This is a genomic window from Streptomyces sp. NPDC057253, assembly GCF_042669125.1.
GTDB lineage: Bacteria > Actinomycetota > Actinomycetes > Streptomycetales > Streptomycetaceae > Streptomyces.
The window spans coordinates 78,297-91,272 of record NZ_JBHUXV010000010.1 but is presented as its reverse complement, the minus strand read 5'-3'; the positions used below and the strand labels follow the sequence as shown (position 1 = coordinate 91,272).

Below are 12,976 nucleotides of genomic sequence, written 5' to 3'. Positions count from 1 at the left end.
GGCACCACCCCTGTCCCGCAGCACTGCTGCGACCCCGTACGGAAACCCGTACGGACGCTCTCGGCCTAACGCCTGTTTAGAGTCGCCGAGTCGACTGTCAGCCCTGATCCATGAAGAGCACGCCGTAAGGCGTCTCGATGAATTCGGACATGCAGCCATGGATGATGTCGTCCAGCACGTCGGACCAACGAAGCACCCCATCGAATTGCAGATACTTCGACACCTCCACGGACAGATTCCCTGTACGGGCCGCATGGATGATCGCTTCCGTCCGGTCGCGCCCGATTCCCCTGAAACGGTCCTCGTTGCCGAGCACCCAGGAAAGATCGTCCTCCCAGGACGGATCGCTCTCCACGGCTTTCTTGCCTGCCCACGTAAGCGCGGAACGCTTGGACAGCACAAAGTTAGCCATAGCCATTGCTCTCTACCTCTCATGGGTGACCAACGGATACCACTCCGTTGGCTCTCGGCTACAGCAGGGGATTCGGCTAATGAGACCTAGCACCCTGCTGCGCCGTAGTGCATGAGATTGCATTGTCCGTCGGTAAACGGACCAAACAGAGAGGGTAGGGGGGCACCGGAGCGTATCTAACGTGACTTCTCCGTGAGGTTTACAGCCCGAAGGCTTTCATCCCTCTAGCGTGTGGGCATGTTTCAGTCCCACTGTGTCCGGACGCCTTCTCAGGCCGGATACCCGTCGTCGCCTTGGTGAGCCGTTACCTCACCAACAAGCTGATAGGCCGCACGTTCATCCCATGGAATTGGTCCGAAACCGATGCCGGCATATCGGACATTATTCACCTCTGTAGCGTGAACCATGGTGCAGATTACGCACGTGTTACTCACCAATTGCACCACGAACGGTGCCCCCGATCGCGCCCAAAATTCGGGCACGATATGAGAGAGAGTGACGCTACGGGTAACGGTGGCGGTACCTCTTACTGCTCTAGCCACCACGTATCCACTGACTGTCTGTCCCCAGTTCTGACAAAGCAACCGGACGTCCAGCCACGCGCAATATGGTCCACCCCTCTAAGGGTTCGGCGACAGTAGGCATACATCACCCCTGTGGCTTGCGCGCCCTATCGACTCGTCGGCCGATAGTGGGGAGTCCTCACTCCCCTTGCAGAAACGTCGTTACCGTTCCCGTGCGTCTATATCCACTGTTGAGTTCTCAAACAACGGCCGCTGCCTTTCTACTGACCCCGTAGGGCTTTCGTCCGGGCGGTTTTGCTGTCTTCCCTCGCGCCCCCCGTTTCCGGTGGCCGCTTGTTCCGACACAGAGAACATTAGGGGGTGCCAGACGTCTGGCACTACCCCCTTGCGCCATTTGGTTGGCATGCAAGCCTCGCCAGGTACTTGGCACCCCATCTGACCTGCACTTTTATGGCTAATGTGACGTGGCTCACATTCCCTCGAATGCCCTTCGAGCGTTGACCGGCTTGACCGGCAACGACCGGCTATGTCCGTGTTGTCTTGCGAAGAGTCGCCGGCGATCCTGGCGTTACCTTATGTATGCATCTCTGCACTAATGTCCGTTTCTCGCGCTGCTCGTCGGCAACGCTCGGCATGCCGCCGCATGCTCCGCAGCAGCTGCTAGGCGCCCTGAAAATCGGGGGGTGAGGGGTGTTCGGCATGCTCCCTACGGCATGCACCACGTAGGGCGTAGGCACGGCTCACGCTGCCTCGCTACGGCTCACGGTGCCTCGCATGCTCGGTACGCCTCACAGCGGCTCACAGCGGCGCCTAGCGGCTCACGTCCGGCACGCTGCCTAGCGGCGCCTGTAGCGCTCACAGCGGCTCACGGTTGCTCGATATGCCTACGGCTCACAGCGGCGCCTGTAGCGGCTCACGCTGCCTCGCTACGGCTCACGCTGCCTCGCTTGCCTCACAGCGGCTCACAGCGGCGCCTAGGGATTTTCGGGGGGTGCGGGAAGTGGTCGGCATGCTCTCCCCATACACACAGTGAGTAGGTAGCCACGTTGTGCCATGCTGCGCCGTGCGCACGCTCGGTAGCCATGAAAGCTACCTTCGCTACTTTCCGCTATGCCGGCTCTCTGTAACTGCTGACATAGGTAAGCCTAAGTATCTGACGGTCTATTGGTATAGTGCGCCCCCATGACCGGCCCATACCTGTGACCTGCGCATATACACGTTGAGTAACTCTCTGCGTATCTGATGGTCCGTTTGTCAGGGGGTGGCCCCACGACCCCGCAACCCTGTGTTGACAGTATCCGTTCACGGGCTGTAACTGTCGACTTTATACAGAAGAAGGTGTCGCGAAAGGGTTGACGTGCGACCTGGTGACACTTTCTCAGTTGGCCCGGCGACGTTTCCCCTGTTGGGGGCGTACCCAAATGGGAATTTGGGAGTACCCCTTTTGGTGCGTATACCGGCCTAAGCGACGTAGGGTGCGAAACGGGCACGTGCACATGCATGGAATAGTATGCGTTGATCGACATAATATGCATGCGCGCACAAAGGGGCGAAACGGACACCCCCACCCTTAAATGGGCAAAGCCGGCGAGTGCCCCCTGATGGTTCATGTAGCCAACAGGTCGAGCAATCTGGACAGTAGCCGTGCGTGACTGGGGTGGGTTTCGCGATTTCGTAGACGGAGAGCCACGAAAGTGCCCGAGCTGGTCACGCTGAGCAGCTTCGCAGCGGATCGGCCGGCGGCGCAATCGAACTGGGCAGCACGGAGCGTCATGTGGCGTTCATCACAGGCGAAAAGGGTTGTGACCTGGGCAAGTTGGCAGGCGCTACGGTGCGGCGCATGAAGATCCGAAAAGGTGTGACGGCGGTGGCCGTGGGTGGACTGCTGCTCGTTGGGCGTGTGATCCAGGTTGCTGTGGCGCGGTCGAACAGCGAGGAAGCCGGTCCCCGTACTCGAACGTTTTGGCACTGGCGCTGTGAGTGCGGCGCTCGGTCTCGCGGTGGCGATCCCTTCAAGTCCGACGCGGAGTACAACGCTCAGCGGCACCAGTGGCGAAAGGGCGTGGGACATGCGATGCCAGAGATCTACTCCACCGAAGCGGAAGTCGAATGGTGAGCTTCTGGGGGCTGATGACGGTTCGGTCACGGTTGGCCTGGGCGAGTAAGTCGGGTTGAGGCGCAGCCGGCGGTCCGCGACGTACTTTCCGCCGCATGAGCGATGAGTTGCAGAGAGAGCAGGACCGAGCGCTGGTCGAACTGGCCGCGGAGAAGCTGCTGAAGACATCGAGCGCAGCGGTCCAGGAGCAGAGCCGACGGCGGTACGTCCAGTCGCAGACGCTGGGGAGCGGTACCCCGGTGGTGGTCGACGATGTCGAGAAGCCGAGCTGCGTGATCGAGGTGTTCGCGCCGCGCTACGAGTTCGTCCTGGAGCACCTGGCGCTGGTTGGCTCGCCGGCGGTCGGGTGGTCGGTGGCTGTGTGGCTCGGGACGGTCGTGCGGCGGTGGGACGAAGCCAGTCGCGAGGAGCGGCATTCTGCGGTCGAGGTGGCGGCGGAGCTGCTGAAGTACCAGAAGAGGGATTTGGGCTTCGGCCGGCACCAGTGGATACCGATCCGGGCTGCCGCGGGCGAGGCTGCGTGAGGACCTGGTCGTCGACCTGGGCGTGCGATGCGTCGGTCGGTCCGGAGGGCGGTGCAGCCGCAGGTGCCTCGGTGCGCTGTGACGCTGCCGGCCGGCCGGTCGGGCACGTGGTCGTCGTTCGATTTGAACGGGATGTGGCCGGCAGCCCGTACTACGAGGTGGCCAACGTGCTCGCGACGGCGATGCGTGCGTTGTCTGCCGGCGCGCGAGTGCCCCTTATATACGGAGACCTAGATGGCGTCGACCGTGGGTTGGGGACGATACGAGCGTGGGCGCCGGACGGCTATCCGGATCGTGTGCCGGTGGATCTGCGCCGGCTGCTGGAGGCTCTCGGCCCAGCGGTGGAGCGCGTCCAGTACGAGCGGTTGCAGCGCAACAGCACAGCATCTCTGGCTCTCGTGGACCGTGTGGCGAGGTCGGCGATGCGTGGCCGAAAGCTGAGGGGTGACGTTTGCGAGGTCTCGTGCGCTGGGGTGATTGACGAGTTCAGGCAGCGCGTGAAGGCGGCGTAAAGGTTCGTTAAGGCGTGAGGGTCTAGACCACTGTGTGGGTCGTGTGAAGTCGCAGGTGGAGCGGCACATACTCGCGGGTATGCGGGGCGCTTAGCCGGTTAACGGATCGTTAACCGGCTCCTTGAAGTGTGACCCTCGCCACAGCAACCTATTGAGGTCTCAACCGTCACCTTGATCACTGTGTGGTGGCTCGATCGATACGGTCAGTGGCAAATTCCCACGTCAGAGGCTGTTACCGATGGTTGCACCTTGTCATGTAACGGACGCTGATCGTTTACACGGGTGATCCACAAGAAGAGGCACAAGATGGTCAACAACTTGTGCCGGTGATAGATGTGGAGCCATCCGGTCCGGGAGGCCGCCTGCGGCCGGATGGCACATCGTTCGAACGTCTGAGAGATGGCGTTCGCGTCTGGGGAGAGTGCGCCATGACTTTGGTCGCTGGGGTGGGGGATACGGGAGCGATCCCGGTCTTGAGGGCAGCCGACTTCAGCCGGCGAGGGCCGTACGTGCGCAATGGCGAGGATGTTCCCCACGAGGGATCGATTCCGGACCTGTACGGCCTGGCTGCGGATGAGGCTCTGGAGGAGGCTATAGAGGATGGTCGACTGCGGTGGTCGATCAACCTCATGACGGGTGAGACGGTGCTGAGCGTTCGAACGGATAAATCGAACGTCTGAGTGGTTTGTGACCCAACTAGCTCCATCTTGTGGAACAAGTAGGCGCACAAGTTGACCAACTCGTGGTCTATAGTTGCGGACGTCGCTGCATGTAGTGGGGTCCGCCTGGAGCGGGTCAGCTTGATAAATGCGCCGCTTTTCATCACGCGGCACGGAAGGAGTACGCCATGGCGGAGACGCCAGGAGCGGGCAGGCATTGCAACCGGCTCGAAGGCCATGACGACACCGGTCGCGAGATCATCTGCGGCAAGCCGATCCCCGGTGCGCCGACGTACGTGATGATCAACGGCTCGCGGGCGATGAACCTGCTGCTGTGCCCGGAGCACAAGGCTGAGTGGTACGAGCTGAACGCTCCGTGGTTCTCCCGTGCCGAGGCCGCGAAGGTCGCGCTCTACAAGCTGTTCGAGGACCACCAGGGGAACCTGTTCACCACGTCCGAGATCCGCGACTATCTGCGTGCCACCTTGCAGAAGCGGGACGAGCTGCTGAAGAGCCCGCAGGAGCGCGAGCTGATCGAGACGCTCCAGGACAAGGGGAAGCTGAGCTTCGCCGTCGAGGACCTGTTCAAGGAGGTTCGTCGGCGCGAGTCCGCGCTCGAAGGTGACGACTGGGAGGAAGTCACTCCCTCCAAGGTGCGTGAGTACCTTAATACCGCGTTCGAGAACAAGGATCCGCGGCTGTCTCCGCAGGACATGCGTTTGATCGTGATGATGCCGGATACGGGTATGCCGGCGCAGCCTCTCATGGAGCTGTACGCCCGACTGCGGCGTGCGGACCTTGGGCTGGACGAGAACAAAGGATCGGCGGTAAGGCAGTGACCTTATTACCGTGCCGCCGCTCGGGCGGCTGTCCGAATCGGGGGAGGACCTAACTCAACAGGGGCCGGGGCGCTCGGGAGACCGAGGCCGGGCCCCTTTGCTGTATCGCTGACAGGAGATGTTCGGATGGGCGACTTCGAGGACCGTACCTCCGCGTTCGACAGGGTGATTCACCATGGCGCGGACTCCTGGCATCGGCTGGAGCACACAGAGAGCGCGGCGCGCAGGGAGCGCTCGGCGCGGAATCGTTCGGCATCACTGCGCCGGAACTCCCGTAACGGTCGCACCCGGACCACGGTGAAGGTGTGGCCGGAGGTCCTGAAGGTGGCTCTGGCGCAGGCTGGCGGGGATGCCAGCCGGCTGAGGATCGTCAGCGACACCGAGGTCTGGGTCATGTGAACAACAAGTTGAGCAACAACTTGTACCTCAAGTTGTTCTTCTAGTAGGCTCGGAGAGTCACCAAACAGCGTTGGGCAACGCGAAGAGGTGACACTCCGGGCCTTCTTGCTTGGCGGGCACCAAGCGCCGAGGGCCTTCCCAGCTGGACGGTAGGAAGGCGGACATGGGCGCTCAGCTCGCTCTCGTAGAGAACGGTCGTATACAGCCGATCGCCGTGGCCGGCGCCTTCCTCCTGACCAAGAACGGGCGCACCCGCGAGGAGTACAGGCGCGACCTGCGCCACTACCTCACCTGGTGCTCCGAGTACGGTCTGGACCCGTTCAACCAGAAGCGCGCCCAGATGGACGCCTTCAAGAACTGGCTCCTCGACCACTACGGCAACGGCTCGGTGAACCGCCACCTGTCCGTGGTCTCGGGGATGTTCAGGTACGCCATGGCCGAGCTGGAGGACGTCGTCTTCCGCAACCCGGCCGCGCTCGTCGACCGCCAGCCCGTCTCCACGATCAGCCAGGCCACCGGCCTGACTTTCGAGGAAGCGGAGCAACTGCTGCGCGGCGCCGAGGCGTACAACCCGCGGTGCTCTGCCGTCGTCCACGTCCTTCTCCTGACCGGCATGCGCGTGAGCGAGCTGGTCAACGCGAGCATCGAGGACCTGGGCGAGGAGCGCGGACACCAGGTCCTGCGCATCACCCGCAAGGGCGGTCACACCCAGACCATCGTCATCCCGCCGAGCGCGTGGACGGCCCTGGAGGCATACATCGGCGACCGCACCAGCGGACCGCTGATCATCACCTCCACCGGCCGGCGCATCACCCGGCAGGGCATCTGGGACATGATCAAGCGTCTCTGCCGCCGGGCTGGCGTCCGTACGATCCGCACCCACGACCTCCGTCACACCGCCATCACCCTGGCGCTGGAGAGCGGCAAGTCGCTGGAGTCGGTCCAGGACATGGCCGGTCACGCGGACCCGCGCACCACCCGGCGGTACGACCGCGCACGCAACAACCTCGACAACTCCCCGTCCTACGCGCTGGACGAGCAGCTCCGCGCCGTGGCCGCCCGCCGTCAGGCAGAAGCGGTACTGGACGAGGCCGTCGAGGTCCTGGTCGACGAAGCTCTCCGCGAGGTGCTTGCCGCCGCGGAACTCGTCGCCGCCTGATCCGTGAGAGGAGAAAGCATGCCCGAGGTTTCACCGGACACGGTCCGGCTCTTCCGGGACGACTACCCGCCGTCGGGCTCGTGCCCGGCCAAGGCCATCGACGACCCGTCCCAGCACCACGTCTGGGAGCGCACGCAGTACGGCAACGTCGCCTGCGCCGACTGCTTCGTCCCGCACCCGGACGAGCCGCTGGAGCAGCTCAGCCAGTCGGACCTGGACTTCCTCCAGAGCGTCTGTGACGCCACCGGCCCCCTGTACGGCGGGCGGTTCAATGCCGCACGCGGGATGCAGGAGTTCCACGGCATCGAGCTGTTCGACGACGAGGAGGGGGAGGACCTCACCTTCTACCTCGTCGCCCGCAACGCCATGCCCGCGCTCATCCACGCGTACCGCTGCCTGCTGGCAGAGACGCAGGAACGCGCCGGCGAGGTCGTCAAGGTCGTCCCTCTGCGGGAGGCGGCGTGATCCAGATCCCCGACACCTTCATAGGGTTCGACCTGGAGACCACCGGAGTCGACGTGGAAACGGACCGCATCGTCACGGGCGCATGGGTCGAGGTCCTGCACGGCTCCCTGCGCCGCTCGCGGAAGTGGCTCGTCGACCCCGGCATCCCGATCCCCGCCGAGGCCACGCGCGTCCACAAGATCACGACAGAGATGGCCCAGGCGGAGGGCATGAACCCCATCCGGGCGACCGCCCAACTCGCCGGCCGTATCTGGTCCGCGCTGAGTGAAGGCGTCCCGCTGGTCATCATGAACGCCCCGTACGACCTGACGCTCCTCGACCGCGAGTGCCGGCGCCACGACGTCACCCCCATCACCGAGATGATCGCCTCCGCCAAGGACGCCGTCATCCTCGACCCCTACGTCCTCGATCGCCGCGTCGATCCGTTCCGCCCCGGCAAGCGGCAGTTGGAAGCGCTCGCCGGCTACTACGGCGTGACGCTGAACGGAGCCCACGAGGCCGGCGCCGACGCCCTGGCCGCGGTACAGGTCACACAGCAGATCCTTCGTACCGCCGAGGACGAGCGCGCCTTCAGCCGCAGCACCTACCACCACGAGGTCCACGGCCGCGACCTCGGCGAGCTGTACCAGCAGCAGAAGCTGTGGTTCGCCGCACAATCCGCCGGCTACCAGGACTGGCTGCGCCGCACCAAGAACCCCAAGGCCGTCATCAACGGCTCCTGGCCCGTCATCCCCGCCCCTGAGAACGCCCCGAAAGTTGCTCATGTCGCCTAGCACCGCCCCCGTCGACTTCGAAGGCGCCGTCGCCGAGTTTCACCGCGCGTTCGACGTCGACAACCGCATCACCGACCCCGAGAAGCTCCGCGCGCTGCTGGAGGTCCGCACCACACTGATCACCGAGGAGTTCGAGGAGGTGCTCGACGCCGTCGAGAAGGCTCAGGCCGGCGTCGGCAACTCCCGATTTCCGGTGTGGGCGTTCGAGCACCTGGCTAAGGAGTTGGCCGACCTGCTGTACGTCGTCTTCGGCAGCGCGGACCTGCTCGGCATTCCGCTGGGCAAGGCGTTCGCCGAGGTGCACGACAGCAACATGTCGAAGCTCGGCGAGGACGGCAGGCCGATCCTCCGGGAGGACGGAAAGGTCCTGAAGGGCCCGCATTACCGGCCCGCCGATATGGCGGATGTCGGCGTCGACATCCTCACGAATTACATCGGACAGCAGATCGCTGGATAACACAATGTGAAGTAACCCGCATAGCATTGAGGGCGTGAGTCCTTGACGCTGAAGGCGGTTTGAATGCTTCACCACCTGCTCGCAGCAGCGGCCTCAGACGGCGGTGTCAATTTCGACAATCCGCTGATTCTGGGGCCGCTTGCTGCGTTTGTCTTCGCGATCTTCGTCAGCGAAGTCGTCGTCCCCGGAAAGACCTATCGCCGGGAGGTCGACGAGAACGCGAGGCTGAGGGATCTCGTGGAGCATGTGATTCCCCTGGCGGAGTCGATGACGACGACCGCACAGGAGATGGTCTCGGCGACAACCCGCGTCACTGACGTGATGGACCGAGTCGTCAACACGCTGGCCGATCCCCGCCGTAACGGCTGAAGGGGGCGACCGTGGCCTTCTGGAACATCAAGCGTCGCCAGCACAACTCGATCGACCTCGCGGACGCCTCAGCACGCATGAAGGACGCAACCAGCGCGTTGCGCATCACCGCCATCAGGGCACGCCACGCCTCCAACGACGCCCGACGCTTCACCGACCGCGTCGAGGCCCAGATCGTGAACAACCAGGGAGCAGCATGACCGCCACCACCACCCGCAAGACCACGAAGGTCGCCGAGGACGAGCCCCGCCACCACTGCGACAACCACCCCTCGCGCCCGGCGGCCCTGAGCACCACCAGCGGCGGCGCCCACAGCCAGGTCCACCTGTGCAAGGACTGCGCCAGAGCCGCAGGGAGGCTGTGATGCAGGTGTCCACGTGCGTGTGGTGGCAGGGCAAGCATGTGCAGGCCGGCCGCTTCTGCGCGCACCGACCGGGGGTCGACATCGACCCCGAGGGCCAGGAGCACCCCGTCGGATGGACCGTCCAGAACCCTGGAGGTAAGGATGCCTAACCGCGGATGGAAGCCCCCGCCCGTAAAGCAGTTGCCCGAGCCGGCACTCGGCGGGAACCGGTACTCCAAGAGGCAGGTCGACCGCCTCCAGGCGTACGACGAGCGGGACATGCGGCCGAAGACCCGCGCCGCGATGGAAGAGTTCCGGGCGACCGGCAACACCGACAAGCTGCTGACGTTCCACACCTGGCCGAACCACACCATCGACCGGAACCGGCCTCGCACCGTGTCCGCCGGCTACGACTCCAAGAGCCACACCCTCCGCGTCGAATTCCGTAACGGCGAGGATGGCCGAGGAAGTCGCGGCGGCCCTATTTACGAGTACTACCGCGTCGACCCGAACGTCTGGAAGAACGTCCGCCGTACAGGCTCCGAGGGACGGAACATCATCAACAAGGCCCTCGAAGGCCACCCCTACCGGCGAATCCGTTAACACATTCGCAGAATCGACACTAGGGTGCGGCGCATGATCAGAATTCCCTTCTTCATACGCCGCGTTCCCACCCTCAAGGGCTGGCCCTTCACATACAAGACCTGGACCACCGAAGTGTCGGAACCCTTTCGCCGCGGCGAGACCCGAGTGTTCCGTCTCCCGTTCCGGCAGGGATTCGGCGTCGGTCGGTGGACCGAGACCCTCCCGAGCGAAGACCACGCCCTGGTGGCGGTCCTGGGCCACCCGAAGCCCTACATCCCCGGCCGCGATGACTGACGAGGACCTGGCCCGCCGACAGGTGGCACGCAGAAGCGAGGACACGGACGAGGAGTGGGAGTTGCTACAGATGCTGGGACTGGACGGATGAAGCTGAGACGACTGCTGGAGCGGCTGTGGCCGGCTCACCGGCTGCTGGAGCGAGCGGAGCGGCGGGTCAAGTTGCTCCCGGCCGTGGAGCTGCTGGACGCGGCCGACAACACAGGCTCGACCATCGCCGCGGCGCTGTACCGGCACCGGAAGCAACCGAGCGAAGAGGCCCTCACGGAGGCCGTGGACGCGGTGGTCGCCCTCGCGGTCATCGTCCGCGAGCTTCAGGAGCGCCAAGCGGCGTGACAAAGCCCCAACCCGATGAAGGTGGGTTGGGGCTTCGTGCTGCGCGGCCTAGGTGAGGGGGAAGGCCCAGGAGACGCAGAAGATGTAGAAGACGATGCTCGACGCGGCGATGTAGCCGGAGAGCGTGAGCAGGTGGACGCCGCCCTGTGCCCGGCGCAACGATGCCTCGACGCGGCCGGCGTACGGGCCGACGTGGAAGCCCGCCCAGCGCCTGCGGCGGGTGAGGCGGAAGGCAATGCCCGTGTAGATGAGCACGGTGAGCGCAAGGGGGGCGAGGGAGTCCCGGAACGAACCGGAGGCGTACCAGGTCTGGGCCCCGACGTAGACGGTGAGCGCGGTGAAGAACACGACGGCGATCCGGTAGACGAACACGATGCGCTGCTCGATGACATTGCCGGCGGCCACCAGGTACGCCTGACGGTCGGTGAGTCCGTGCCCCGGCTCGGATCTGACTCGGTCGGCCTGTCCTATGACGGCCTGTGCGAAGTCGTCCTCGGCCCCCCAGTTGATTCCCATTCCCCGCCCCCTGCATATGTGCGTGCTGTGTGAAGCAAGCGTAGTCCTGTTGTGGGCCTGACGTGCTAACACAATTCCCGAGTCCCTTTTTACCCTGATTGCACAGAATTGGAGCAATGTGGGGTAATGCATGACATCGACGGTTGAAGACGGGGCTCGAATAGACGACGACGAGGAGTTCCAGCTCCCTGTCAATGCCGAGGTGTCCCAGGAGACCGTCGACCGCATCATCGAGAAGATGCTGCTCGTTATCGACGAGCTGAGTGGACACCCTCTGCGTGACTACCAGGTGCCGCTCGCGCGCCGGATCCTGGAGTCGATGATCCTCGGCGACACCGCCAAGATCACCGCCTGCTGGGCCCGCCAGTCCGGGAAGTCCGAGACTCTCGCGAACACCCTCGCAGCCATCTTGATCATGTTCCCGCGCCTCGCGCCGATCTTCCCCAACCTGCTCGGCCGCTTCCGTGAGGGCGTCTGGCTCGGAGCCTTTGCCCCGGTCGACGACATGGCGGACAACATCTACGGCCGTATCGTCAGCCGGCTGACCTCCGAGCGCGCCCAGGAGCTGATGGCCGACCCCGAGATCGACGAGAAGGTCGTCGGAAAGGGCAAGGAGCTGCGCCTGGTCAAGTGCGGCAGCCTCGTACGCAAGCAGACCTGTCACCCGCGCGCCCAGATCGAAGGCCGCACGTACCACGTGGTGTTGATCGACGAGGCGCAGGTCGCCGACGAGAAGGTCGTCAACAAGAGCATCTCGCCCATGCTGGCCTCGACCCGAGGCTCCATGATCCTGACCGGGACCCCCACATACACCAAGGGGATCTTCTACAAGATCATCCAGCAGAACAAGCGGTTCGCCACCAGCCGCGGCGCACGGGCGAACCACTTCGAGGCCACCTGGAAGGACGTCGCCAAGGCGCACCCCGACTACGGCGTCTACATCCGCGGCGAGATGCTCACGATCGGCGAGGACAGCGACGAGTTCCGCCTCTCCTACCGGTTGCAATGGCTGCTCGACCGAGGAATGTTCACCACCTCTGAGCGGATGGAAGAGCTGGGGGACAGGTCGATGCAGATCGTCCACGCCTGGCACCGCACGCCAGTCATCGTGGGCATCGACCCCGCCCGCAAGCAGGACAGCACGATTGTCACGGTCGTCTGGGTGGACTGGGACCGGCCGGACGAGTTCGGCAACTACGAGCACAGGGTCCTGAACTGGTTCGACCTGGCCGGCCTCGGCTGGGAGGAGCAGTACTACCGCATCTGTGATGCGCTGGCGAACTACAACGTCCTGGCCATCGGCATCGACGCGGGCGGCATCGGAGACGTGGTGGCCAGCCGGCTGCGTGTCCTTCTGCCTGGTGTCGACATCATCGACCTGCCATCCGACCGCGGCGCGCAGTCCAAGCGATGGAAGCACCTGATGGAGCTGATGCGCACGGACAACATCTCCTGGCCGGCGCACTCCAAGGTCAAGCGCACCAAGACATTCCAGCGCTTCCGCACTCAGATGGAAGACGCCGAACTCGACTTCCAGGGGCCGAACGTCATCGTCCACGCGCCCGAGGAGGCCGGAGCCCACGACGACTACGTGGACTCCCTTGCCAACGCCGTCTACATGACCGCCGACCTGTCCATGCCCGAGGTCCAGGAAGAGGGCAACTTCCTCTACGGCAGGGCCGCCTAGGAGCCAG

The 12,976-nt window shown here is 64.2% G+C and carries 19 protein-coding genes and 1 other annotated feature; of the genes, 17 read left to right on the top strand and 2 right to left on the bottom strand.

Annotation, left to right across the window (positions count from 1 at the left end; all coding sequences use genetic code 11):
• Positions 1 to 97: 97 nt before the first annotated feature.
• On the bottom strand, positions 98 to 412 hold the full coding sequence (locus tag ACFULQ_RS08005) for a hypothetical protein (protein WP_383539745.1): 315 nt from the start codon (positions 410 to 412) through the stop codon (positions 98 to 100).
• Between the two features lie 220 nt (positions 413 to 632).
• Positions 633 to 851: a sequence feature (16S ribosomal RNA rRNA prediction is too short), on the bottom strand.
• Between the two features lie 1,859 nt (positions 852 to 2,710).
• Between ACFULQ_RS08005 and ACFULQ_RS08000 the strand changes: the two genes are divergently transcribed.
• The 16 genes from ACFULQ_RS08000 (at position 2,711) to ACFULQ_RS07925 (ending at position 10,766) form a co-directional block, all read left to right on the top strand.
• Positions 2,711 to 3,052 carry a hypothetical protein gene (locus tag ACFULQ_RS08000; protein ID WP_383539742.1) on the top strand — a complete coding sequence of 114 codons (342 nt, stop codon included), beginning with the start codon at positions 2,711 to 2,713 and terminating at the stop codon, positions 3,050 to 3,052.
• A 95-nt stretch (positions 3,053 to 3,147) separates the two neighbouring features.
• The gene (locus tag ACFULQ_RS07995; protein ID WP_383539739.1) at positions 3,148 to 3,576 is read left to right on the top strand and encodes a hypothetical protein; all 429 of its coding nucleotides are present in this window, start codon (positions 3,148 to 3,150) and stop codon (positions 3,574 to 3,576) included.
• Positions 3,577 to 4,516: 940 nt separating this feature from the next.
• A complete protein-coding gene (locus ACFULQ_RS07990) occupies positions 4,517 to 4,768 on the top strand; it encodes a hypothetical protein (RefSeq protein WP_383539736.1) in 252 nt (83 codons plus the stop codon).
• Between the two features lie 167 nt (positions 4,769 to 4,935).
• Positions 4,936 to 5,586: a hypothetical protein gene (locus ACFULQ_RS07985; RefSeq protein ID WP_383539733.1), complete on the top strand. Its 651-nt coding sequence runs from the start codon at positions 4,936 to 4,938 to the stop codon at positions 5,584 to 5,586.
• A gap of 126 nt (positions 5,587 to 5,712) precedes the next feature.
• On the top strand, positions 5,713 to 5,985 hold the full coding sequence (locus ACFULQ_RS07980) for a hypothetical protein (RefSeq protein ID WP_383539731.1): 273 nt from the start codon (positions 5,713 to 5,715) through the stop codon (positions 5,983 to 5,985).
• A gap of 163 nt (positions 5,986 to 6,148) precedes the next feature.
• Positions 6,149 to 7,144 (top strand): tyrosine-type recombinase/integrase, encoded by a 996-nt coding sequence (locus ACFULQ_RS07975; RefSeq protein WP_383539728.1) that lies wholly within the window; start codon positions 6,149 to 6,151, stop codon positions 7,142 to 7,144.
• 18 nt (positions 7,145 to 7,162) lie between these two features.
• Entirely contained in the window at positions 7,163 to 7,609 is a 447-nt protein-coding gene (locus ACFULQ_RS07970) for a hypothetical protein (protein WP_383539725.1), read from the top strand.
• The gene (locus ACFULQ_RS07965; RefSeq protein WP_383539723.1) at positions 7,606 to 8,382 is read left to right on the top strand and encodes an exonuclease domain-containing protein; all 777 of its coding nucleotides are present in this window, start codon (positions 7,606 to 7,608) and stop codon (positions 8,380 to 8,382) included. Before ACFULQ_RS07970 ends, ACFULQ_RS07965 begins: the two co-directional genes overlap by 4 nt.
• A complete protein-coding gene (locus ACFULQ_RS07960; RefSeq protein ID WP_383539720.1) occupies positions 8,372 to 8,839 on the top strand; it encodes a MazG nucleotide pyrophosphohydrolase domain-containing protein in 468 nt (155 codons plus the stop codon). The genes ACFULQ_RS07965 and ACFULQ_RS07960 overlap by 11 nt, the downstream gene beginning before the upstream one ends.
• A gap of 63 nt (positions 8,840 to 8,902) precedes the next feature.
• Positions 8,903 to 9,208 carry a hypothetical protein gene (locus tag ACFULQ_RS07955; RefSeq protein ID WP_383539718.1) on the top strand — a complete coding sequence of 102 codons (306 nt, stop codon included), beginning with the start codon at positions 8,903 to 8,905 and terminating at the stop codon, positions 9,206 to 9,208.
• A gap of 11 nt (positions 9,209 to 9,219) precedes the next feature.
• Positions 9,220 to 9,408: a hypothetical protein gene (locus tag ACFULQ_RS07950; RefSeq protein ID WP_383539716.1), complete on the top strand. Its 189-nt coding sequence runs from the start codon at positions 9,220 to 9,222 to the stop codon at positions 9,406 to 9,408.
• Complete coding sequence (locus ACFULQ_RS07945) at positions 9,405 to 9,572, top strand: hypothetical protein (protein WP_383539713.1); 168 nt, start codon at positions 9,405 to 9,407, stop codon at positions 9,570 to 9,572. The genes ACFULQ_RS07950 and ACFULQ_RS07945 overlap by 4 nt, the downstream gene beginning before the upstream one ends.
• Positions 9,572 to 9,721 carry a hypothetical protein gene (locus ACFULQ_RS07940; RefSeq protein WP_383539710.1) on the top strand — a complete coding sequence of 50 codons (150 nt, stop codon included), beginning with the start codon at positions 9,572 to 9,574 and terminating at the stop codon, positions 9,719 to 9,721. Before ACFULQ_RS07945 ends, ACFULQ_RS07940 begins: the two co-directional genes overlap by 1 nt.
• Positions 9,714 to 10,154, top strand: a complete 441-nt coding sequence (locus ACFULQ_RS07935; protein WP_383539708.1) for a KTSC domain-containing protein — start codon at positions 9,714 to 9,716, stop codon at positions 10,152 to 10,154. Before ACFULQ_RS07940 ends, ACFULQ_RS07935 begins: the two co-directional genes overlap by 8 nt.
• Before the next feature lie 33 nt (positions 10,155 to 10,187).
• Positions 10,188 to 10,430, top strand: coding sequence for a hypothetical protein (locus ACFULQ_RS07930; protein ID WP_383539705.1), 243 nt, complete (start codon positions 10,188 to 10,190; stop codon positions 10,428 to 10,430).
• 87 nt (positions 10,431 to 10,517) lie between these two features.
• Complete coding sequence (locus ACFULQ_RS07925) at positions 10,518 to 10,766, top strand: hypothetical protein (protein ID WP_383539702.1); 249 nt, start codon at positions 10,518 to 10,520, stop codon at positions 10,764 to 10,766.
• Positions 10,767 to 10,814: 48 nt separating this feature from the next.
• Here ACFULQ_RS07925 and ACFULQ_RS07920 read toward each other — a convergent pair whose 3' ends face one another.
• Complete coding sequence (locus ACFULQ_RS07920; protein ID WP_383539700.1) at positions 10,815 to 11,282, bottom strand: hypothetical protein; 468 nt, start codon at positions 11,280 to 11,282, stop codon at positions 10,815 to 10,817.
• A 130-nt stretch (positions 11,283 to 11,412) separates the two neighbouring features.
• On the opposite strand from ACFULQ_RS07920, the gene ACFULQ_RS07915 reads away from it, so the two are divergent.
• Positions 11,413 to 12,969 (top strand): hypothetical protein, encoded by a 1,557-nt coding sequence (locus ACFULQ_RS07915; RefSeq protein ID WP_383539697.1) that lies wholly within the window; start codon positions 11,413 to 11,415, stop codon positions 12,967 to 12,969.
• Positions 12,970 to 12,976: the final 7 nt, after the last annotated feature.

Bases quoted from the DNA above. Each gene is read 5' to 3' on its own strand.
- ACFULQ_RS08005 (WP_383539745.1), bottom strand. From the start codon at position 412: ATGGCTAACTTTGTGCTGTCCAAGCGTTCCGCGCTTACGTGGGCAGGC.
- ACFULQ_RS07995 (WP_383539739.1), top strand. From the start codon at position 3,148: ATGAGCGATGAGTTGCAGAGAGAGCAGGACCGAGCGCTGGTCGAACTG.
- ACFULQ_RS07990 (WP_383539736.1), top strand. From the start codon at position 4,517: ATGACTTTGGTCGCTGGGGTGGGGGATACGGGAGCGATCCCGGTCTTG.
- ACFULQ_RS07985 (WP_383539733.1), top strand. From the start codon at position 4,936: ATGGCGGAGACGCCAGGAGCGGGCAGGCATTGCAACCGGCTCGAAGGC.
- ACFULQ_RS07980 (WP_383539731.1), top strand. From the start codon at position 5,713: ATGGGCGACTTCGAGGACCGTACCTCCGCGTTCGACAGGGTGATTCAC.
- ACFULQ_RS07975 (WP_383539728.1), top strand. From the start codon at position 6,149: ATGGGCGCTCAGCTCGCTCTCGTAGAGAACGGTCGTATACAGCCGATC.
- ACFULQ_RS07970 (WP_383539725.1), top strand. From the start codon at position 7,163: ATGCCCGAGGTTTCACCGGACACGGTCCGGCTCTTCCGGGACGACTAC.
- ACFULQ_RS07960 (WP_383539720.1), top strand. From the start codon at position 8,372: ATGTCGCCTAGCACCGCCCCCGTCGACTTCGAAGGCGCCGTCGCCGAG.
- ACFULQ_RS07955 (WP_383539718.1), top strand. From the start codon at position 8,903: ATGCTTCACCACCTGCTCGCAGCAGCGGCCTCAGACGGCGGTGTCAAT.
- ACFULQ_RS07945 (WP_383539713.1), top strand. From the start codon at position 9,405: ATGACCGCCACCACCACCCGCAAGACCACGAAGGTCGCCGAGGACGAG.
- ACFULQ_RS07940 (WP_383539710.1), top strand. From the start codon at position 9,572: ATGCAGGTGTCCACGTGCGTGTGGTGGCAGGGCAAGCATGTGCAGGCC.
- ACFULQ_RS07935 (WP_383539708.1), top strand. From the start codon at position 9,714: ATGCCTAACCGCGGATGGAAGCCCCCGCCCGTAAAGCAGTTGCCCGAG.
- ACFULQ_RS07930 (WP_383539705.1), top strand. From the start codon at position 10,188: ATGATCAGAATTCCCTTCTTCATACGCCGCGTTCCCACCCTCAAGGGC.
- ACFULQ_RS07925 (WP_383539702.1), top strand. From the start codon at position 10,518: ATGAAGCTGAGACGACTGCTGGAGCGGCTGTGGCCGGCTCACCGGCTG.
- ACFULQ_RS07920 (WP_383539700.1), bottom strand. From the start codon at position 11,282: ATGGGAATCAACTGGGGGGCCGAGGACGACTTCGCACAGGCCGTCATA.
- ACFULQ_RS07915 (WP_383539697.1), top strand. From the start codon at position 11,413: ATGACATCGACGGTTGAAGACGGGGCTCGAATAGACGACGACGAGGAG.